Genomic DNA, 18,986 nt, shown 5'->3' with positions numbered 1-18,986 from the left:
CTGTTAACCGGCGTTAGAAAAATCAAATTGGGCCATATCGATGCCCAAGTCCCCCACGGTAGGCCACTCTTCCGGAATGGCGCTGCCACGGAGTTTACCGTGTTCTGCTGCCATTGCGACGGCTTCCGTGCCGAAACGTACGCGGTCGGGACCTTCGGCCAAGGCATATGCAATCAGTACGTGGAGGCACTTCACGCGATCTGGCATACCGCCACCGGAGAACTGCGTACCGAGATCTTCCATCTCGTTGCGGATAGCAAGGTAGTGCTCGTGAGCGGCCAGATAGTCCTTCTGCAGCGCCTCATCTTCTGCGAGGCGCTGTTCCATCCACTTCATGACGTGGGCGACCTCAAGGCGCGACGCTTCGGCCGTCAGGCGCGGGTCGGTGAGGTAGTAGAGAGTGGGGAACGGGGTGCCGTCGGGAAGCTTTGGCGCAGTTTTAATCACTGCGGGCGCTCCGTCGGGGGTGCGGTAAGCAATGTCTACGACGCCGCGCGGAGTGCGGCCAAGTTGTTCGCGGACAACGTCAAGATCAGCATCGGTCACGGTCATGGCAACCATTGTGGCACGGCGACTGGGATGAGTCCTATTCCGATTCGGCAACGGAGTCCCACAGCACGGTGTACCACTCGCGCTCATCAATGTCTTCGCGGTGCTCTGAGGTCACGGTGTCACCGGAATCCATGCGCGGATCCATGATTCGGAAGGCGGTTTCACCTTCGTCCATGACGCCGAAGCGGCGGCGGGCCTCTTGTTTGATGTACTCGTCCGAACGATACTTATCGATTTCCGCCAAAAGCTTGTCCTTGCGCTCTTGCTTGGCTGCGATGGAGCTTTCCAGGCGGGCAATTTCGGACTGGCCGTTGTAGTAGTTACGCAGCGGCACGGCGATGGTGAGCAAGACGACGAGTACCACCGCGATGATGACGCCTACCCCGAGGATATCGAGACCTTTAGGCTTCTTCGGGCGCTTCGGGGTTTTGTGGGCATCGCGGGCACGCGTGTGGACCGGAACAGTGTTCCGGCGCTTCGTGCGAGTAGGGGTAGTGCGTGCCATCGGAGAGTAAGTCTAGCTATCAACCGCCAGGGTTCAGGACGGCGCGCGTGGGAGTCACAAAAATAACAGGTGTCACGCCAAAGGCGCCACAGTTTCCTGTGACGCCTTTAAACGTGGCCCACAATCACGGGGCACAATCGAGCTTCGGGGGAGGTGATTAACCCTGGAAGCGCGGGAATGCGGAGCGGCCGGCGTAAACGGCGGCGCTGCCCAGTTCCTGCTCGATACGCAGAAGCTGGTTGTACTTGGCAACGCGCTCGGAACGAGCCGGAGCACCGGTCTTGATCTGGCCACAGTTCAGGGCAACGGCAAGGTCAGCAATGGTGGTGTCCTCGGTCTCGCCGGAGCGGTGGGACATCATGGTGCGGTAGCCGTTGCGGTGAGCCAGTTCAACGGCATCGAAGGTTTCGGTGAGGGTACCAATCTGGTTGACCTTCACGAGCAGGGCGTTAGCAGCCTTCTTGTCGATGCCCTCCTGGAGACGTGCCGGGTTGGTGACGAAGAAGTCATCGCCAACGATCTGGACCTTGTCACCGATGGTCTCGGTGAGCTTGGTGTAGCCCTCCCAGTCATCCTCCTGCAGCGGGTCCTCGATGGAGACGATCGGGTAGTTGGCAATGAGGTCCTCGTAAACCTTGGCCATCTCTTCAGCGGTGTGCTCGCCGCCCTCGAAGTGGTACTTGCCGTCCTTGTAGAACTCGGAGGAAGCCACGTCCAGTGCCAGGGCAATGTCCTTGCCCGGCTCGAAGCCAGCCTTCTTGATGGCCTCAACGATGAGATCAAGTGCGGCCTTGGTGGACTCCACAGACGGTGCGAAACCACCCTCGTCACCCAGGCCGGTGGACAGGCCCTTGTCCTTGATGACGGACTTGAGCGCATGGTAGACCTCGGTACCTTCACGCAGTGCCTCACCGAAGGTCTCCGCGCCGATCGGAGCAATCATGAACTCTTGGACGTCAACGCCGGAGTCCGCGTGGGAGCCACCGTTGAGGATGTTCATCATCGGAACAGGCAGGACGTGAGCGTTCGGACCACCAATGTAGCGGTAGAGCGGCAGGCCGGCGGACTCAGCGGCAGCCTTGGCTACAGCGATGGAAACGCCGAGGATGGCGTTAGCGCCGAGGCGAGACTTGTTCTCCGTACCGTCAAGCTTGATGAGCGCTTCGTCGATGAGACGCTGGTCATCAGCCTCGAAGCCAGCGATCTCGTCGGTGATTTCTTCGTTGACGTTTTCAACTGCCTTGAGCACACCCTTGCCCAAGTAGCGCTCGCCGCCGTCACGCAGCTCGTGTGCCTCGTGAACACCGGTGGATGCGCCAGACGGAACGCCGGCGACGCCGCGTGCACCGTCGTCGAGGAAAACCTCAGCCTCAACAGTCGGGTTACCGCGGGAATCAAGAATTTCGCGTGCCATTACGTGGATGATGTCAGCCATGCTGCTTTCACTCCTAATAGAACCAAATTGAGTGTGGTTTTGTGCTTCGGGAGGACTCCCAAATCACCTGCTGCCCATTGTTCCAGGAAAGTTCGGAACATGTCGGGCATAACCGGACAACGTGACAAAGATCTAGGAGGTTGCCGGCTGCTCGATCGCGTAAGAATTGGCAGCACCCGCCACTTTACGCAAATAATCCTCGGATTGGTTGTAGTTGAGAATCGCCGAGCGCCACCCTTCCGGGGTAGACAGGTCCCGATCACCAAAGCACAACAGGGCGGCGGCGCCGAGGGCGGCGTCGTCGATATTATTGGGGTCCGCCACACCATCGCCGTTAGCATCGCGCCCCAGATGATCCCAGGACGAAGCGATGAACTGCATGGGGCCTACCGCGCGATCAAATTCGGCATCGCCATCAATCGCTCCACCATCACTGTCTGGCACCAGCGTGGTGTCATTAGTCCCGTCCAGGGGAATGCCCACAATGGGCGGGTCAGGATAGCCATTCTCATCCAGAGAAGACCGATGAAACACATTGCCGTTATACGTGCCATGGCGGGTTTCTACCCATCCGATGCCAGCAAGAGTGTTCCAGCGCAGGTGACAGTTGGGCCAAGCCGCATTCGCAATAAGTTCGGCGTTGCCATAGGCGCGCAGGGCCTGTTCGGGAATGCTTGTGGAGTCCTTCAGTTGATCCGACCACCACGTCAACTTGTCGGAGGTACGCCCAGGGGCCTCCACGTCAATCGCTGGCACCTCTGCCCCACCAATTGGCGGTAAGTCCTGGGGTACAGGCTCAAGCTGACGGAAGGGCGAAGGTTTGTCCAGAAAGGACAAGCTCCAGCCCACGAGGGAAATAATAAGAATGATGGCCAAGACGATACCGAGGCCGCAGCCCCCGATTCTCCTCAGCCCCTTGGTCATAGGCAGGGATACTACAGCGCACCTTTACGGCCGGCCCGGACCGACACAGAATGATAAAAATTATGTCACAGTGTTCCCATGCGTAACATTGTGCGCTACACTACGCCATTGAACGGCTCGCCGAGCCGGGAAAAGTGCTGTTCTACTCGTAATTCAAGGAGACCCATGTCCATCCGCCGTATTGCCGCCACCGCTGCCGCTGTTGTCACCCTCGGTGCTGCTGTTCCTGCCACCGCATCCGCTGCTTCCCTCGAGGAGCTTGGCGGCTTCCTCTCCCAGGGCATCCAGACCGCTGACTGCGACACCCTGCGCAACACCCTGACCCTCATTGATAAGACCACCGAGGGCGATCTACTCACCGAAAACACCACCCGCAACCAGCTGTCCAAGAACCTCACCGCCCTCGGTGGTTCTGAGGACCTCGGCCCGCTGGCGCTCGTCGCTGTGAAGTACGCCGGCCAGACCGCTGACCGCGCCCTCGAGTGCAAGATCGTTAAGGAAGACACCCTCGTCACCGGTGGCACTGGCCTGTCCTCCAAGATTGCGGACTACGCCCCGCTGCTGTCCTCCGTTCTGAAGCAGAGCTAGAAGCTCACTTAACGGTTCTCGCGGGCTTTCCCCTCAGCCCACAGGCGCTCCTGCTCCTCTACCCCGACGACGTCCTCTGTGCCGTCGAACAGGTAGGGCGCGCGGGAGCGCATTTTGTTTACAAAGGACGCTGCCACATCATCCAAGGTGAAAGCGCCTCTCCGCGCGGCAATCTCCGCGTGAAAAAGAACCTGGAGAAAAACGTCTCCTAGTTCTTTGAGAAGCTCGGCGTCAGACGCGCCATCCTTTACCGCGTCAGCGAACTCCGCGGATTCTTCAGCCAGGTAGGGCAATAAGGTGTCATGGGTTTGATCGCGCTCCCACTCACCAATACTGCGAGCCTTCGACATGACCTCCCGCGCCTGCCACAGAGGGTCGTCGAGGGAAGGAGCGAGGATAAGGTCATGGGAGTCGTCGAGAAGCGCCCGCACCTCAGGGTCAGACGCATTCGTGCTTACTAGCACACCTTTGCCTTCTGGATCCTCACCGCACAGTAACTCGTCGAAGTTCCAACGCACCTTTACCGGCACTTCGTCGGTGAAAACTGCAGGTCCAAGCAGCTTTCCATGGGCTTCCAGAGGAATCATCGTGGGCCAACGCGGATCGAGCAAGAGCACAGTCATAAGCACCGAGTATAGGACTCGGCCTGCGCGGATAATCGCACCAGTTGCGCATAAACCCGCCTTAAGGGGTACTTTTGACCAATGACCTCTTCAACACTCACCGAATCGCCGCGCACGCACTCCGTGACGCTGTGGACGCTTGTAGCGCTCATCATCGGTTCCACGGTGGGCGCCGGCATCTTCTCTCTGCCGCAAAATATTGCCTCCGTGGCCGGACCCGGCGCCATGCTGCTGGGATGGCTCATCGCGGGCGTCGGCATGCTCTCTGTAGCATTCGTTTTCCAGATTCTTGCCCACCGCAAGCCACACCTCGACTCCGGTGTGTACTCCTACGTCCGCGCCGGCTTGGGTGACTTCATTGGCTTTACGTCAGGTTGGGGATACTGGCTTGGTTCCGTCATGGCGCAGGTGGGCTACGCCACCTTGTTCTTCAATACCATCGGCCATTACGTGCCCTTCTTCGATGCTGATCACCAGTGGGCCTCCGCCATCGCGGTGTCGCTATTGTCGTGGGGCATCTTTGCCGTTCTGGCCCGCGGTATTAAGCAAGCAGCCATCATGAATATGGTGACCTCGGTGGCCAAGATCGTGCCCATCCTTGCCTTCGTCGTCATCGTCCTGTTCGTGGGCTTTAGCTGGGATAAATTCACTCTGGACTTCTGGGGCGAGCGCTCCGACAAGTCCGTTTTTGAGCAGGTACAAGGCATCATGCTCTTTACTGTGTGGGTCTTTATCGGTGTGGAGGGTGCTTCGGTGTACTCCAAGCAGGCCCGCACCCGCAGGGACGTTGGCCGCGCTACAGTGATCGGCTTTGTCAGCGTTCTCGCGCTTCTCGTGTCCGTCTCCACCCTGAGCTTCGGCGTACTTACTCAGGAAGAGCTGGCAGCACTGCCGGATAACTCCATGGCCTCTGTCCTCACCGCCGTAGTGGGACCATGGGGCGGCGCGCTCATCTCCCTTGGCCTGTGCCTGTCCGTCCTGGGCGCGTATGTGTCCTGGCAGATGCTGTGCGCGGAGCCGATTGTCCTCATGGCTATCGACGGCCTCATCCCCCGCAAGATTGGCACCGTCAACGTTGCCGGCGCACCGTGGGTAGCGCAGCTAATTTCCACCTTGGCGATTCAGCTCTTTGTCATCGTCTTCTTCCTCAACGAGACCTCCTATAACGCCATGGTGCAGCTGGCCACCATCATGTACCTCCTTCCCTACATCTTCTCCTCGTTGTATTTGGTTCTTCTCACCGTGCGTGGCAAGGGGCTGACCCACCCGCATGCTGGTGTGAAGTTTGATCTCTCCGGGCCTGAGGTAGGACGCCGTAGCAATCGACGCCACTTTTTCATCGGCCTCGTCGCCTTCATCTACTCCCTGTGGCTCATCTACGCCGCCGATCCGGTCTACGTGCTCCTCGGCGCGCTTGCCGTGCTTCCGAGCCTGATCCCGTACGTGGCTACTCGCCTGTACAAGAAGGAGCGCGTGTTCAATACCTTCGAGTGGTGTGTGGTGGCGATCGTCATTATCGGCGCCATTGCTGCCGTGTGGGGACTGAGCACCGGCGCACTCGTTCTCTAAAGAACTGGGGGCTGTTGGCGGTGAGACTTCACCGCATAAACAATGCAGCTCACCAGCCACAGCACGTGGCCAACAGCACTGATGCCGAGAAAAAGCATGCCGGTCATCGTGGCTGCGTCCTCGTTGCCACGCCACCAGGCGGGGACACCGGCAGGGCCAGTATCGCCAAAGTCCGGAAGGTTGGCGCCGCCGATGATAAATCCGATGAAGACCATAGCCAGCCCCGCCCATGCCCACACCAGGTTGCTGTCGTAGTCCCTGAGAATAAACAGCGGGATAAACCCCAGGAGCATCCATACTCCTAGGGGCACCACCCCACCCAACATCAGCATGACGGCGTACCAGCCTGCATTCCCGCTCACAAACTTCAGCGCCAACACCGCAGGAATGCTCACCAGCGCCGCGACAATCCACACCACCAACAGAGCTATTCGTGAGTTAGAGCGCGGCTTCATACTAGGGCTGTTGGTGGCATCCATTACTTTTCTCCTACGCTAATGACGTTCTTCTTCGTCTTAGCACCGCTGACGTCGACTCGCTCGAGCTCAAACATCGACGCCAGGAAATCCGCCATCCACTGGAGAAGTTCAACGTCACGCAGTTTGGGATCCGTGACATTGCGTCCGGCCTTGGGGAAGTTGAGCTGGATAGCCTTGGCGGCCGCACGGTAGTTGGAGCCTGGGAAGAGGCGCTTGAGGCGCACTTGCTTGGAATCCGCAAGCTCCACCGGGTGGACCTTGATGCGGGTTCCCTGCACGGTGATGTCGGCGACACCTGCCCGGCGCGCTTGGTGGCGCAAGCGCGCCACAGCCAGAAGGCGTTGCACCGGCTCCGGGACGGGACCATAGCGGTCCTCCATCTCCTCCACGGTGTTCTGGAGGTCCGCATTGTCCTTGGAGGCTGCCAACTTGCGGTAGACCTCGAGGCGCAGGCGCTCGGAGTTGATGTAGCTTTCTGGAATGTGGGCGTCGACAGGCAAGTCGATGCGGATCTCCTTCGGCCCCTCGTCCGTAACGATTGGGGCTTCTCCCCTAGCAAGCGCCTTGAAGGTCTCCACGGCCTCGCCCACGAGGCGGACGTAGAGATCAAAGCCCACGCCAGCGATGTGGCCGGATTGCTCAGCACCGAGCACGTTGCCGGCTCCTCGCATCTCCAGGTCCTTCATGGCCACGGCCATACCTGCGCCCAAGTCGTTGTTCTGGGCAATGGTGGCCAGTCGGTCGTAGGAGGTTTCTGTGAGCGTGGCGCCCTTCGGGTAGAGGAAGTAGGCGTAGCCGCGCTCGCGGGAGCGGCCTACGCGCCCACGCAGCTGGTGCAGCTGGGACAGGCCCATGTGGTGGGCGTTTTCCACGATGAGGGTATTCGCATTAGCGATGTCCAGGCCGGTTTCCACGATGGTGGTACAGACCAGCACGTCGAACTCGCGGTCCCAGAAGCCCTGGACGGTTTGCTCGAGAATGTCCTCGTTCATTTGGCCGTGGGCCACCACGATGCGAGCTTCTGGCACGAGATCACGCAGTTCACGGGCCTTCTTTTCGATGTCCGCAACCTTGTTGTGGATGAAGAAGACCTGACCGTCACGCAGCAGCTCGCGGCGGATTGCAGCAGCAACCTGCTTATCTTCATAGGCGCCCACATAGGTCAAGACCGGATGGCGGTCCTCCGGCGGGGTCAAGATGGTGGACATCTCACGGATACCTGCCATGGACATTTCCAAGGTGCGGGGAATCGGAGTTGCGGACATGGTGAGGACGTCCACACTCGCCTTGAGCGCCTTGATGTGTTCCTTGTGCTCCACGCCGAAGCGCTGCTCCTCATCGACGACGATAAGGCCTAAGTTCTTCCACTGCACGCCTGTCTGCAGCAGGCGGTGAGTACCGATGACAATGTCCACGGAACCATCTGCCAAGCCTGCCAGAATCTCCTTGGATTCCTTGGCCGAGGTAAAACGCGAGAGCACCTCAATGTCGACGGGGAAACCTTGCATGCGCTCGCGGAACGTATCGGCGTGCTGCTGTGCCAGCAGCGTAGTCGGTACGAGCACTGCGACCTGCTTGCCGTCTTGGACTGCCTTGAAGGCAGCGCGCACCGCCACCTCAGTCTTGCCATAGCCCACGTCACCGACGACGACACGGTCCATCGGCACTGAGGATTCCATGTCTTCCTTGACGGCATCAATGGCCAGCATCTGGTCTTCGGTTTCGACGTAGGGGAAGTTATCCTCCATCTCCGCCTGCCAGGGCGTATCGGGCCCAAACTGATGGCCAGGTGCGGCTTGGCGCTTGGCGTAGAGTTCTACCAACTCGCCGGCGATTTCACGTACGGCAGCGCGCGCCTTCTTCTTGGTGTTCTTCCAATCCGAGCCGCCCATCTTAGACAGCGTTGGCGCTTCTCCACCCGTGTACTTGCTCAGCAGGTCCAACGAGTCCATGGGTACCCAGAGCTGGTCGGCAGGCTGGCCGCGCTTGGAAGCTGCGTACTCGAGGACAATGTATTCGCGGCGCGAGGTCTCGTCACCAGACTGGATGGTGCGCTCGGCCATCTTGAGGAACTTGCCGATGCCATGTGTTTCATGCACCACGTAGTCACCCTGCTTAAGTGCCAGCGGATCGACGCGGTTGCGGCGCTTTGCTGGGCGACGTTTAGCGCCCGCAATATCGCCCACGCGGTTACCCGTCAGGTCCGTTTCTGTCACCACGACGAGCGGAAGCGCTTCAGCGTCCTTAAGCTTGCGCACCTTGGGGAAAACCAGACCAGCATGACTCAGCGCTTGATAGAGCGTGACCTCACCTGGGCTAGGTTCCCATCCAGGAGTAGCGACCTTGGTGGGAATCCCCTTTTCAGCAAACCGCTCCACCATGCGCTTGATAGCACCCTGGGCAGGGGCGATGAAGGCTGCCCGTCCGCCCGCAGTGGTGTGGGCCAGCAGCTGCGCCATCATGGCATCGATCTGCTCGATATCGCCGCGCGGTGTGGGGCCAGGTTCGTAATCGAGCGGCAGGGTCTCCGATTCCGCAGCGGCAAACATGCCTGGGGGCGCAAAAGTCCACAGGGGAGCCTCAATCTGCGCGCACGTCGCTTCCAAAGATTCATAGGAGCGGTAACTAGAGGCTTCCGTATCGAGCCCTTCCGCCGCAAGCGGGCCATCTGCGCCCATGGCGGCAGCCTCCCAACCGGCAGCAAGGAACTCGGCATCCGTGGATTCCAAATCCGCGACACGGGTGCGGATCTTCTCCGGTGCCACGAGGAGCACGTGTGTTCCGGTGGGGAGGAGTTCGGGAAGGGTGACAAAGGGTTCGTCGGCAAGCACGGCGAGCAATGCCTCCATACCTTCGGCCGGGATGTGCTCACCGACCTTTGTAAGCAGCTCAGCCAGTGCCGCATTGCCGCCAAACTTCTGCGCTAGGTCGCGAGCCCGTGCAGCCACCTCGTTGGTGATGGGAAGCTCGCGCGCAGGGTAGATGGCAACTTCCCCGACCTCAATCTCCTGAATAGCTCGCTGGTCCGCTACGGAGAACTGGCGGATATCCGTAATCTCATCGCCCCAAAACTCGATACGCACCGGATAATCGGACGTCGTGGGGAAAATATCGAGGATGCCGCCGCGCGTAGCGTACTCGCCGCGCTTAGCCACCATGTCTACATGTTTATACGCGCGAAACTCCAGTTCAGAGACGATATGAGAAAACTCATGCTCTTCCTCTTCTTTGAGGAAAATCGGTGCGCGCCCCTCCACCTTGCTGAGGATGGGCTGGCAGTAGCCGCGCGCTGAGGTCACCACAACCTGGGCCTTGCCCGCACCAACTAGGTCGAGGACTTGGGCGCGCTTACCGACGATGTCCGGTGCCGGCGAGAGCCTCTCATGCGGGAGCGTTTCCCACGCGGGGAAGTACGCAACCTTGTCTCCCAACAACGCGGTGAGCTCCGCACTGAGATCCTCGGCCTCGCGGCCCGACGCTGCCACAACGAGAACCGGCGCATGGTGCGCCAGGGTGCCAATAGCCCAGGGACGGGCCTGATCGATGCCCGTAATGTGTAGAGATTGCGTACCTACCTGGGCGGCAAGGCCTTTGAGTTTGGGATCGGAGGCGGCTACCTTGAGCAGTCCTCCCAGCATCGGAGTTGCCACCTACTCATCTCCCTTCAACTTCGGTGCAGCTTCCATTCCGGCCAGGCCATTCCAGCACAAGTTCACGATATGCGCGGCAACAGTCTCGCGGGAAGGCTCACGCTCATCCAGCCACCATTGGGCCGTGGTGGCCACCATGCCAACGAGCGCCTGACTGTAGAGCACAGCGAGCTCGGGGTTGAGCCCACGGTGTTCAAAAGCCTCTCCCAAAATGTGGGCAATCTGATTCACCGCGGTGTTCAGCAGCGTGGAGAAACTGCGCTCATCCCCCGGCTTCGAATCACGCACCAGGATGAGGAAGCCATCAGTCTCCTCTTCCACATAGGTCAACAGCGCCACCACGCCGCGCTCGATGCGCTCGCGCCAGGAGCCCTCTTGCAAGGACTCAATGACTAACTTTTCCAAGGCCACCAGCTCGCGGTCGATGACCACCGCGTAGAGGCCTTCCTTGCCGCCGAAGTGCTCATACACCACCGGCTTGGACACACCTGCGCGCGCGGCGATCTCCTCTACGCTGGCGCCATCGAAGCCAAGCTCCGCGAAGGCCGCCCGGCCAATGGAAATCAACTGTTCACGGCGCTCACGGCCGGTCATCCTTTGTCGAACCATGCTTCTACTGTATCTCCCCCACCGGACATGACCCGCACTCACAGAGAAAGCGGGGAGGTGTTTAGGACTCTCGACCCCCGTCAGGTAACATGTCCTCCAGCGCTCATAACGTGTGCGCTGTTTCCCCATGGTGTAATCGGCAACACTACGGTTTTTGGTACCGTCATTCTAGGTTCGAGTCCTGGTGGGGAAGCTGATTAGCATGGCCCGTTTACCTGCTTTTATGCAGGTGGTGGGCTATTTTTCTATTGGTAGACGGTTGCACTGGCGACGTTTGGCGACCTGCGGAAACGGTTCATTCTCCGTCAAAACTCCGTCAAAACTCCGTCACGGATTTGGTCCAGCCCCTACCCCCGCCTAGCCATCAGCGGAGACATTTTTATTGCCCTAAAACGCAGAAAAAGACCCCCACCTATCAAGGTGAGGGTCGATTCTTCACAAGCGTGGTTAGCGCTCATGGTGGTTTTTCCACTCGTGGAAAGACAAAAACGGCGGGCGCGGCAGGTCTAGCCCATTAAGCCACGTGGCGTAATCCACATGGTCTACAAGATCTTTCTCCAATGCATCGACGCGGTCATCACAGTAAGCTTTGACCTCTTGGGCGAAAGACTTCCACGTTTCCGCCGCGGATGATTTTTTGTCTGCGCTTGCTTTCAGATAGGCCGCGCCAAGCACGCCGATAGTCGTGATGATGGCGACGATGATGGTGGAGAGGGATGCGCTATCCAGCCCGGTTGAATTCACGGGCGAATTCCTCCCTCCCGGGCATTGGTTCGCGGCTTCCTCGCCAGACTGCCCAGACGACGAGGCCCGCGGTCGATAGGTAGCCGACTGCTGGTACCCAGCCGCGTGGACTGCCGTCGACGATACTGTCTGCGATGAAGCTCAGTCCCCAGAGGACGTTGAGTCCGACGCCTGCGCCGACGGCAAGGGGCGCTGCTCGCTCCCACCACGCGGCGACCAAGCACAGCGCGCCGATAATTATCCACACCACGCCCCATGTGGGCATAGTAAGCGCCCCTTCAGCGGGATGTGTTGCCTGCGCATGGGGGGACATGAATGGAGGCAGGTAGCTGGTGCCGCGTGCGATGATGCCTAAGCCCAGGATGATGAGCGCCGGGGCGTCACCCATGCACCAGGCGCGTAGCCGTCGTGCGGCCGGCTGGTATTTGGCGGGCAAGTGGTCAATCGGCATGCTGGTCACTCCCCTGCCCGGTGGCGTCCACCTTGGTTGGCGGTGGACTCACCGCTATACACAGGCAGCTCAGCGAAACCAGCGGGGGGCTCATAGCCAGCGGTGGTATTGCCTGGCTGCTGGTAGTCGTCTGGCATGCCGCTGAGGCTCGGGCGGTCTGCGTAGGCGCGTAGCCCGGCTTTTTCGAGCTTACGGGCGGCAGATGGGGTGATGCCGTCCTTGGTGAAACGGTTGACGAAGAAGCCCAGGATGGTCGCGCCGGCGGTTAGCCCCACGGTGAAGGACGTGTCTGCCAGCTCTGGGCTGTCGGCCAGCTGCGCGAGTATTGAGGCCACGCCGGTAGCGATGATGATGATACTGCCCTTGTAGCGCAGCCAGGTGGGCTGGTCTTTCAGTTCTTGCTGTACTGCTTGCTGGTATGCGGATGCCATTAGCGTGCTCCAATCTGGTCGATTTTTTGGGAGAGGTTGGCCACGTCATGGCGTAGCGCCGCCACCGCGTCCACCAATGTGAGGTTTTGACCTTTGCTGTTTTTCCCTAGTTGGGACCACCCCTTACCCTTCGGGCCGCGTAGCTGCGCCCAGATTTCCTGAATCGCATCAATCTGCGGGCCAAGGTAGCCGCTGATGAATGTAGTGATTTGCTTGTACAGGTTGGCCTGGTGATTCGTCACTGGCGTGGCCTCCTTCTTCGGGTCGAGGGTGCCGTAGGTGTTGAATCTGTCGATGAGCTCATTGACCTTGCGGCGCTGGATGTTCATGTCCATCATGTGGCCGGAAACACCATCACCGCGTCCCGGGTCCCATTTACCTTGGGCTTTAAGAGAGTATTCCCAGTGGGCGGTCATGGTCTCCACGGTGGCGCGCTTGCCGAGGAACCAGAGGATTGCAGCGGTGGCGCGGCGCGTGGATTCTAGCTGCTGCTCGGGCCAGGGGTCGGTGCCGTTGTGCTGCATCTCGAAACCGATTGAGTAAAGGTTCGCGTTATTGGTTGGGTAGCCACAGCCCCAGCCTTTTCCGGCGTGGTAGGCGATGCCCGCGCCGAGGATAGTTTGCAGCCCGTCCGGGGCGGTGTGCAGCTGCGAGCTAAGCGCGTTACCCAGCCTTGGGTTATTGCGGATGAATTGGGCGCTGGTGCCGCGTGCACCGGTGTGGTGCCAGAACACTCCTTGGATGCGTCCGAAGTCTCCCATGCCCCATTGTTTCCAGCCGGGGTATTCGCGGAATTTCACGCCGAAAGCGCGGAACACGTCCGGCAAGAACGTGGGGTCTCCGCGCCACGCGGGATTTGGTCTCATACTGTGCCCTCCTTGTGGGTATGAAAAAAGCCACCCTGGCGGGGTGGCTAGTTGAGCTTTGTCCAGTAGTCGGTTGCGGTGTCCGGCCGTCGGTCATCACGGGTGGTGTGGAGCCGCTGGGAGACGTAGAGGTCACCGTTGTAGAGGCGTGTTGTTCCCTTGGTAATGAGTTCGCCTTCGCGCCATTCTGGGACTGTGGGGGCAGGCTCCACCGGCTCGTCTGGGGTGTCCGGCTCAGCTGGGGTATCCGGTTCCGTAATCAGTCCAGGGGCATCCTCACCCTCAGTATTAATCGGCTCATCACGCAGGAAATCACGGGTCACATCCTGCCAGCCGGAGAAAATTTCGCCCGGCGTTTTCGCATTCTGCCCCAAGCGACGGTTCCGCCACAGCTTCCCGTCGTGGGAGACGAGCGCTGCTGGTGGGTAGGCGGTGGCCCGGCTGGTGGGCTTAGACCAGGCGGCGACCTTCGCAACAAGCTGGTCGATGCTAGTCTCCGGCTCCACCTCAGTAGCGAACTGGGGTTTCAGCTCAGGATGGGTTTCCCAGAGTTCCTGTGCGTCCTCAGCGCGGGCCTGCTCTACCGCGTCTTGGGTTTGGCGTCGTTCGCGTTCGTCGCCGATGACCCAGGAGAGGATTTTCTCGTAGTCGTCTTCTGAGAGCTGGGTGATTGCGGTTTTAATCTCATCGATGGTCATAGTGTTTTCTCCTTATTCGAGTTTGAAAATTATGAGCGGCTGGCCATTATCGGTTTTGGAGATGACGTACCACAGCCAGCCATTTCCGGTCACTGCGCTGCCTTCAAAATTGATGTGTGGGCCATTAGAGCCGCCTGAGCGGGCGATTGCGTAGATAGCTCCACCGTCTCCGGGGGCATGAATGAGGTAGCTTCCGCCTAGTATCTTCAGCCGACCATCCCCGGCATCTGACGCCCACGCGGTGGAGGACACTACCCACTGCCCGCCATTAAAATCGGCGGTGATAAAGCGCGGCCCGCGTACAAGCTTCAAAGCCATTAGTGCCCACCCCCTGCGGGGGTCAGGCGATTGGGTAGCTCACGGTGGCGTAAACCGAGCCGAGGTAATCGCCGGTGATGATTGATACCGACCCGCCGGGCCTCACGTCGATAGCCCCGAACCGGTACGGCAGGGAGTGAGACTCCATCGGGGCAAATGCGGCGGGGAGCTGTATGGAGCGGCCCGTAAATCCCCAGAATCGTAGGAACGCGACCTGCCCGGTCTTTTTGGCCGACCAGCCCTCGCCCGATGCGGTGGCCACGGTATTGACGAGCCTTAGCGCCATAATGCCACCGCCTTAACCAAGCGGCGGCGGATTCTACGAAGAGAGAGAGAGAGAGAGAGAGAGGCTGCATATTGACAATCACTTTCGTCTCATCCGTAGGGTTCAGCACACGTATCACGAGGCGCGTGTCAGACAAATCCATCACCGCAGAAATAGTGTGATAATGGCCCCCAGTCGGGGCCACCACCTCACTCTTGTCGTTATCCCAATTTATGATTTTCAGGTCGTCCGCATTCCTCGCCGTCACCGTGATGTGGTAAACCCCTGTTTCACCCCAATACGGGTTCGTCGGCAAATCTGGGTTGTAACCACCCACATTTACCCAGCCAGACCCAGGTGGCACCACACCCCGGCGTGTCACCGGGCCAGTCCTGACTAGTTTCAAACCCATTATCAATACACCTCATAAATTCTGTTGGTCTCAAGTACTTCAATAAAGTCCCCTACCTGGGCGTACGACTCCACAGCCTTCACCTCAGCCTCCGTCTTCACGGTATGCCGGTAGCCCCTAATTTCCTCCTTGGTGACGAAGTCCCCACCGGCAACTTGCTTGGCTTTTTCCACCTCGCGTTTTGCCAGGGTGAGGCTGGACGCGGCACCATCAGAGGAACGCTTCGCAGCATCCCGATAGCCTTTCGCAGCGTTGATATTGGTATCGACTTGGGTTTTCAGTACGCGGGTATCAGTCAGGGCGGAGTCCGCATCTTTAGCAGACTGGGCGGCGGCGTCCTTATGCTCTCCCGCTGTAGCAGCATGGCCGGAAGCATCATCAGCAAACTCGGATGCCTGGCTCTTCGCTGTTTGTGCCTCCTCTGCGGAGCTTTCCGCGTCAGTGGCTGACGATGCAGCGGAAGTGGCTGACTCTTCTGCTGACGTAGCAGAGCGTCTCGCCGCATCCTCACTATTCTCCGCAGCCTCCGCCGACGCGTGAGCCGAAATAGCATGGCTCACCGAAATATCAGCTTGCTCCTTAGCCCTGCCCACACTCGCCTGAATCTCCCGCAGAATACGGTCAAGTTCGCGGACGCTATTATCATCCAGTAGGTCAGCGTCCTTCACTGCGTCCGCCAACGTCTGCGACGACCCAGTACCGATAAACATTTTCACGCTGTCGACGGGGTCGCCTGCGGACACCATCACCAGGACGGCCGGGCCGGGGGCTGCTTCAAACGACACCCGCCCACCGGTGACCTTGTATCGGTCTGGGTTTCGGGTGATGAGACCACCGGAGTGGCCACGCACCTCAGGGGCACGCACCCATATTTCATCGATTGTTTCGGGGCGTTGTGTGACGAACTTTAATTGGCCTGACACTGTCGCCATGATTCTCCTCCTTTAGGTGGTGTAGGTACCACTCATCGATGCGGACTTAATACCGCGACTAAAACCAGCGCCCGCGCCTGAAATAGCTTGAAGTTCAAGTCGAGAGCCGCGAGGTATGGAGCTACGCGTACCAACCACCGTCTGCGAGCGCTCACCATCACCCAGAATGGTCGCTGGGCCAAGAGAAGTAGTACTGGTCTCACCGATGACTGTGCCGTTCAGCACCAGGCGAATACCGTAGGTGGCGCCGCGACTAGCTGCCTTCCACGTGATATTCGCATCCATGTACAAGTTCCTGCCTCCGCCGCTGATGTACTGGCTAAGCAGGGTCTCCCACGCGTAGTGGCCGACGGCTGTATTGGATATGCTGCGGTTAATCGACTCGACGTTCGACGACGTCACCGACCACTTCGCGTACAAATAATCAGTATCCGCAGAGCACGTAAACGACCCAAGGTTCGAGTAAAGTTTCTCACCGCCAAGGGATAGAAGGTCATTAGAGCCTTTCGTGTACCACGCCACGTGGACTAGATTCTGACCATCGGTCGGCGGAAAGTTTACACGCCAGCCACCATCGGCCCTACTGGTGACGGAGGACTTTGGGTGACTGGAACCTGCTTTTGTGGCCATGAGTTCATCAACCGAATTCGAGACAGCTCTCGACATCTCACGCTGAGCATTGCTCAACCTTCGCAGAACATTATTTTGAACCTGGTTGATGTAGTCGTTCATTTCGTTGTAGTTCTGCTGCCAGGCCTGGAATTTCCTGTTCGCGAGGTTAATCGCGTCCTGCGCGTCCTGTAGGTCGTTAACCTGCTTCCGCCACTCATACAGGTCAATGAATTGGACCCGGTATAGGCCGTTGACCTGCTCCTGCATTTTCTGGAAAAGCAGGTTCGACTGGTTAATTTTTATCTGCTGTTCTTTCCACTCCGAGTCTTTGAACCACTTGATGTCGTTAAACTCGTTGTACTTACCCTGCGCAGACAAGGCCAGGGCGATCGCCTTGTTGACGTCGTCCTGGTTCTCGGCCACCCAGTCCCCGGCCGTGTTTGCCGTATCAGTCAAATTCTGAATGCGCTGCAGGACGAGTTTGGATGCGGCGTCCAGGTCTTGGTTCTCGCCCTGCAGAGCACGGGTCAAAGCTTCGAGCTTCTTGCTATGGGCTTCAGCGTCCTCAATCGCTTCTTCTAGGTGGGACTCCAGCACCCCATAGTCTTGAACGAACCCGGCTTGTAAAGCTTCGAGCTGGGTTCGCCACTCAGTAGACGTGGAGTTTAACTGCTCGCTCCACGTCTTCGTCGCAGCATCGAGATTGTTATTGAGACTTGACGCCGTGTCATTAAGGCGACCATCCCACTCCTTCGTTGCCGACGACACCGACGACTCAATCTTCTCGTCCAATCCGAAAAGGTCTCGACGGTCGTCCACAAGGGCCCGGCGTACAATCTCATTCTCCGCCAGGCGTGCGTCAGCGTCAGAGACCAGCTGGCCACCAACATGCACCACGTCGTCGTCGATACGGGTGATTGGCAGGGTGACGACGGTACCCCAGATTTCCACGCGGGCCTTGTCCCCCACCTGGAAATCCTTGAACGGCACCCACGGTCCCAGTCCTGCCTTCGAGATGTCCGTCTCCAGGAAGAAATCGCCACTGGTGCGCTTGGCGGCAGCGTCTAGGATTTCTTCCACGTTGGTGGCAGGTTCCTGCTCGCCCATCGCGGTTGTGATGGACACGTCAGAGCGGACGAAGCGGCGGGCCATACCGCCCACACGCTCCCCGCCCAGCGCGGCCACATAGCCCAGTTTGTTGCCAGGCGCAGCCAAGGCGTACAAGTCCTCGAGCGCAATCCCCTCCGGCAAGACCAGGTCGTACGTACCGAAAGCTGTGGAGGCCAAAGACCGCATTACAGTCACCTGTGCTGCGTCAGCCACAAAATACGGGGTAGGCATTTTTACTGCACCTCCTTGACAGTCATCACAATCATCGCGTGACTAAAAGTCTGCGTAATAACCCGCCGCTGGGACGCGCCCTGCGAGGGGCTAATATCCACCTGAGCAGGGCCCATGTGGGATTTCGCCAGGCTCCATGAGCGCACCGGCTTATCCCCCGGCCACCACAAATACGCACCCAGAATCAGGCCGGCGTTCTCTGCCTGGCCAGCCACCGTCTCCCACAGGAAACCGTCTTTGGCCTCTAGGTCGATGGTGGGTGATAGGTCGGTCTCCGGGACTTCCACGATGTGGTACGGGTCGTCGACCCAGCGTTTCCCGTCAGGGTCCTGTTGGGTCATCATCGTCGCGTCGAGTGATTCTTGCGCCAGGCGGCGGATGACGAACCCCGCTGGGCCGTGCTTCCATGTGAACGTGGTGCGGGTGGCCAGCTCAATTCTCGCCATGAGCCGGGGTGTTTTATACACGATTCCCGCCTCGTCACCCGTGTTTTGGTATGGGGTTGCGGCCCACCATGCAGCAGGCCATGACGCCGCAGGAATCGTATTCCACACATCCATAATGTTGAGGGCATGCACGGTGATTTCGGCAGGCACCCCATCATTGTCAGTGTCACTGGCCTCCACGTGAGTAATCATCCCACCACGGCGTACCACCCCATCCGCACCAGGAAAAGCGACTAGCAGCATGTAGTCACCCTGGGCGGTGGGCAGCTTGCCAGACGGGTCGAAATCACGCAGCGCCGACATGACGAGAAGATCCGTCAACCGGTTAATCTCACCATCCGTGCCACGGGCAGAGAACGTCACCTCGAGGTCAGTCGACTCCATCCACTGGTCCGGGGTGTCTTTATCAATCGGCTCCGGCAGGGTGAATAGCGGATTACCGTCCCCGTCGCCGATGCCGTACCACACGTCACGCTTGTCGACAACGTAGTCGACGTGCTTACGCCAAGCAGCCCAGTCCGTAGCCATTATGGTCT

Annotated in this window: 19 protein-coding genes; 2 read left to right on the top strand and 17 right to left on the bottom strand. The window is 59.2% G+C overall.

Annotation, left to right across the window (positions count from 1 at the left end):
• Positions 1-3: 3 nt before the first annotated feature.
• The 4 genes from I6J26_RS10720 to I6J26_RS10705 form a co-directional block, all read right to left on the bottom strand.
• Positions 4-552 (bottom strand): DUF501 domain-containing protein, encoded by a 549-nt coding sequence (locus tag I6J26_RS10720; RefSeq protein WP_115024275.1) that lies wholly within the window; start codon positions 550-552, stop codon positions 4-6.
• A 34-nt stretch (positions 553-586) separates the two neighbouring features.
• Positions 587-1,057 carry a septum formation initiator family protein gene (locus tag I6J26_RS10715; RefSeq protein WP_115021571.1) on the bottom strand — a complete coding sequence of 157 codons (471 nt, stop codon included), beginning with the start codon at positions 1,055-1,057 and terminating at the stop codon, positions 587-589.
• A gap of 157 nt (positions 1,058-1,214) precedes the next feature.
• Positions 1,215-2,492 (bottom strand): phosphopyruvate hydratase, encoded by a 1,278-nt coding sequence (gene eno, locus I6J26_RS10710; RefSeq protein ID WP_115021570.1) that lies wholly within the window; start codon positions 2,490-2,492, stop codon positions 1,215-1,217.
• A gap of 132 nt (positions 2,493-2,624) precedes the next feature.
• Positions 2,625-3,416, bottom strand: a complete 792-nt coding sequence (locus tag I6J26_RS10705; RefSeq protein ID WP_115021569.1) for a hypothetical protein — start codon at positions 3,414-3,416, stop codon at positions 2,625-2,627.
• 165 nt (positions 3,417-3,581) lie between these two features.
• On the opposite strand from I6J26_RS10705, the gene I6J26_RS10700 reads away from it, so the two are divergent.
• The gene (locus tag I6J26_RS10700; RefSeq protein WP_115021568.1) at positions 3,582-4,004 is read left to right on the top strand and encodes a hypothetical protein; all 423 of its coding nucleotides are present in this window, start codon (positions 3,582-3,584) and stop codon (positions 4,002-4,004) included.
• Positions 4,005-4,012: 8 nt separating this feature from the next.
• Here I6J26_RS10700 and I6J26_RS10695 read toward each other — a convergent pair whose 3' ends face one another.
• Entirely contained in the window at positions 4,013-4,627 is a 615-nt protein-coding gene (locus tag I6J26_RS10695) for a MazG nucleotide pyrophosphohydrolase domain-containing protein (protein ID WP_115021567.1), read from the bottom strand.
• Between the two features lie 81 nt (positions 4,628-4,708).
• On the opposite strand from I6J26_RS10695, the gene I6J26_RS10690 reads away from it, so the two are divergent.
• The gene (locus I6J26_RS10690; RefSeq protein ID WP_115021566.1) at positions 4,709-6,196 is read left to right on the top strand and encodes an amino acid permease; all 1,488 of its coding nucleotides are present in this window, start codon (positions 4,709-4,711) and stop codon (positions 6,194-6,196) included.
• Here the strand turns inward: I6J26_RS10690 and I6J26_RS10685 are convergent.
• From I6J26_RS10685 to I6J26_RS10630, 12 genes are all read right to left on the bottom strand, one after another.
• Complete coding sequence (locus I6J26_RS10685; protein WP_115021565.1) at positions 6,193-6,675, bottom strand: hypothetical protein; 483 nt, start codon at positions 6,673-6,675, stop codon at positions 6,193-6,195. The two genes, I6J26_RS10690 and I6J26_RS10685, sit on opposite strands and share 4 nt — an antisense overlap.
• The gene (gene mfd / locus I6J26_RS10680; RefSeq protein ID WP_115021564.1) at positions 6,675-10,313 is read right to left on the bottom strand and encodes a transcription-repair coupling factor; all 3,639 of its coding nucleotides are present in this window, start codon (positions 10,311-10,313) and stop codon (positions 6,675-6,677) included. The genes I6J26_RS10685 and mfd overlap by 1 nt, the downstream gene beginning before the upstream one ends.
• Before the next feature lie 12 nt (positions 10,314-10,325).
• On the bottom strand, positions 10,326-10,934 hold the full coding sequence (locus I6J26_RS10675; RefSeq protein ID WP_115021563.1) for a TetR/AcrR family transcriptional regulator: 609 nt from the start codon (positions 10,932-10,934) through the stop codon (positions 10,326-10,328).
• A gap of 447 nt (positions 10,935-11,381) precedes the next feature.
• The gene (locus I6J26_RS10670) at positions 11,382-11,678 is read right to left on the bottom strand and encodes a hypothetical protein (RefSeq protein ID WP_115021562.1); all 297 of its coding nucleotides are present in this window, start codon (positions 11,676-11,678) and stop codon (positions 11,382-11,384) included.
• The gene (locus I6J26_RS10665) at positions 11,656-12,129 is read right to left on the bottom strand and encodes a hypothetical protein (RefSeq protein WP_115024273.1); all 474 of its coding nucleotides are present in this window, start codon (positions 12,127-12,129) and stop codon (positions 11,656-11,658) included. Before I6J26_RS10665 ends, I6J26_RS10670 begins: the two co-directional genes overlap by 23 nt.
• A 5-nt stretch (positions 12,130-12,134) precedes the next feature.
• Positions 12,135-12,560, bottom strand: coding sequence for a hypothetical protein (locus tag I6J26_RS10660; protein ID WP_115021561.1), 426 nt, complete (start codon positions 12,558-12,560; stop codon positions 12,135-12,137).
• Positions 12,560-13,426 (bottom strand): peptidoglycan recognition protein family protein, encoded by an 867-nt coding sequence (locus tag I6J26_RS10655; RefSeq protein WP_115021560.1) that lies wholly within the window; start codon positions 13,424-13,426, stop codon positions 12,560-12,562. The genes I6J26_RS10660 and I6J26_RS10655 overlap by 1 nt, the downstream gene beginning before the upstream one ends.
• 47 nt (positions 13,427-13,473) lie before the next feature.
• The gene (locus I6J26_RS10650) at positions 13,474-14,124 is read right to left on the bottom strand and encodes a hypothetical protein (protein ID WP_115021559.1); all 651 of its coding nucleotides are present in this window, start codon (positions 14,122-14,124) and stop codon (positions 13,474-13,476) included.
• Between the two features lie 12 nt (positions 14,125-14,136).
• Positions 14,137-14,442: a hypothetical protein gene (locus I6J26_RS10645; RefSeq protein ID WP_115021558.1), complete on the bottom strand. Its 306-nt coding sequence runs from the start codon at positions 14,440-14,442 to the stop codon at positions 14,137-14,139.
• 679 nt (positions 14,443-15,121) lie between these two features.
• Positions 15,122-16,051 carry a hypothetical protein gene (locus I6J26_RS10640; RefSeq protein ID WP_115021556.1) on the bottom strand — a complete coding sequence of 310 codons (930 nt, stop codon included), beginning with the start codon at positions 16,049-16,051 and terminating at the stop codon, positions 15,122-15,124.
• Between the two features lie 12 nt (positions 16,052-16,063).
• Positions 16,064-18,004 carry a hypothetical protein gene (locus I6J26_RS10635; protein ID WP_115021555.1) on the bottom strand — a complete coding sequence of 647 codons (1,941 nt, stop codon included), beginning with the start codon at positions 18,002-18,004 and terminating at the stop codon, positions 16,064-16,066.
• A 2-nt stretch (positions 18,005-18,006) separates the two neighbouring features.
• Positions 18,007-18,978 carry a hypothetical protein gene (locus tag I6J26_RS10630; protein ID WP_115021554.1) on the bottom strand — a complete coding sequence of 324 codons (972 nt, stop codon included), beginning with the start codon at positions 18,976-18,978 and terminating at the stop codon, positions 18,007-18,009.
• Positions 18,979-18,986 lie beyond the last annotated feature (8 nt).

The sequence above is a fragment of the Corynebacterium minutissimum genome, from assembly GCF_016889765.1.
Classification (GTDB): Bacteria; Actinomycetota; Actinomycetes; order Mycobacteriales; family Mycobacteriaceae; genus Corynebacterium; species Corynebacterium minutissimum_B.
Note: the sequence above shows the minus strand (reverse complement) of the source record. Positions and strands in the feature narration are given on the sequence as shown.

What these genes read in the sequence shown, in the direction of transcription:
- I6J26_RS10715 (WP_115021571.1), bottom strand. Translation starts at nt 1,057, where the DNA reads ATGGCACGCACTACCCCTACTCGCACGAAGCGCCGGAACACTGTTCCG.
- I6J26_RS10690 (WP_115021566.1), top strand. Translation starts at nt 4,709, where the DNA reads ATGACCTCTTCAACACTCACCGAATCGCCGCGCACGCACTCCGTGACG.
- I6J26_RS10660 (WP_115021561.1), bottom strand. Translation starts at nt 12,560, where the DNA reads ATGGCATCCGCATACCAGCAAGCAGTACAGCAAGAACTGAAAGACCAG.
- I6J26_RS10665 (WP_115024273.1), bottom strand. Translation starts at nt 12,129, where the DNA reads ATGCCGATTGACCACTTGCCCGCCAAATACCAGCCGGCCGCACGACGG.
- I6J26_RS10630 (WP_115021554.1), bottom strand. Translation starts at nt 18,978, where the DNA reads ATGGCTACGGACTGGGCTGCTTGGCGTAAGCACGTCGACTACGTTGTC.
- I6J26_RS10675 (WP_115021563.1), bottom strand. Translation starts at nt 10,934, where the DNA reads ATGGTTCGACAAAGGATGACCGGCCGTGAGCGCCGTGAACAGTTGATT.
- I6J26_RS10640 (WP_115021556.1), bottom strand. Translation starts at nt 16,051, where the DNA reads ATGGCGACAGTGTCAGGCCAATTAAAGTTCGTCACACAACGCCCCGAA.
- I6J26_RS10700 (WP_115021568.1), top strand. Translation starts at nt 3,582, where the DNA reads ATGTCCATCCGCCGTATTGCCGCCACCGCTGCCGCTGTTGTCACCCTC.
- I6J26_RS10650 (WP_115021559.1), bottom strand. Translation starts at nt 14,124, where the DNA reads ATGACCATCGATGAGATTAAAACCGCAATCACCCAGCTCTCAGAAGAC.
- I6J26_RS10635 (WP_115021555.1), bottom strand. Translation starts at nt 18,004, where the DNA reads ATGCCTACCCCGTATTTTGTGGCTGACGCAGCACAGGTGACTGTAATG.
- I6J26_RS10695 (WP_115021567.1), bottom strand. Translation starts at nt 4,627, where the DNA reads ATGACTGTGCTCTTGCTCGATCCGCGTTGGCCCACGATGATTCCTCTG.
- I6J26_RS10655 (WP_115021560.1), bottom strand. Translation starts at nt 13,426, where the DNA reads ATGAGACCAAATCCCGCGTGGCGCGGAGACCCCACGTTCTTGCCGGAC.
- eno (WP_115021570.1), bottom strand. Translation starts at nt 2,492, where the DNA reads ATGGCTGACATCATCCACGTAATGGCACGCGAAATTCTTGATTCCCGC.
- I6J26_RS10705 (WP_115021569.1), bottom strand. Translation starts at nt 3,416, where the DNA reads ATGACCAAGGGGCTGAGGAGAATCGGGGGCTGCGGCCTCGGTATCGTC.
- I6J26_RS10720 (WP_115024275.1), bottom strand. Translation starts at nt 552, where the DNA reads ATGACCGTGACCGATGCTGATCTTGACGTTGTCCGCGAACAACTTGGC.
- I6J26_RS10685 (WP_115021565.1), bottom strand. Translation starts at nt 6,675, where the DNA reads ATGGATGCCACCAACAGCCCTAGTATGAAGCCGCGCTCTAACTCACGA.
- I6J26_RS10645 (WP_115021558.1), bottom strand. Translation starts at nt 14,442, where the DNA reads ATGGCTTTGAAGCTTGTACGCGGGCCGCGCTTTATCACCGCCGATTTT.
- mfd (WP_115021564.1), bottom strand. Translation starts at nt 10,313, where the DNA reads ATGCTGGGAGGACTGCTCAAGGTAGCCGCCTCCGATCCCAAACTCAAA.